This is a genomic window from Psychrobacter sp. GW64-MNA-CIBAN-0177, from assembly GCF_040309585.1.
In the GTDB taxonomy this organism is placed as follows: domain Bacteria; phylum Pseudomonadota; class Gammaproteobacteria; order Pseudomonadales; family Moraxellaceae; genus Psychrobacter; species Psychrobacter okhotskensis.
The window spans coordinates 1-281 of record NZ_JBEOOY010000151.1 but is presented as its reverse complement, the minus strand read 5'-3'; the positions used below and the strand labels follow the sequence as shown (position 1 = coordinate 281).

Sequence of the window (281 nt, the reverse complement as noted above, 5' to 3'; positions counted from 1 at the left end):
ATAATAATAAACATAGCTGCTAGAGTATTTGCTAGCCACTAATAACGTAACATTTGGGGAAAAATATTATGGAAAAGATTTGGCTTGAAAAGAGTTATCCGCCAGGGGTTGAGTTTGAAATAGATCCTGATAAATATAATTCTTTGGCAGATTTATTCTTAATTTATACCAAGTTGTATGCAAATAATACTGCGTTCATTAATATGGATGTCAGCATTACTTATCAGCAACTTGAACAACAAGCGACGGATTTTGCTGCTTACTTACAGCAAGATTTAGGC

Annotated in this window: 1 pseudogene; it reads left to right on the top strand. The window is 33.5% G+C overall.

Annotated elements, in window-relative coordinates:
- Positions 1–68: 68 nt before the first annotated feature.
- A pseudogene (locus AAEY79_RS14565) lies at positions 69–281 on the top strand (hypothetical protein); the annotation flags it as partial.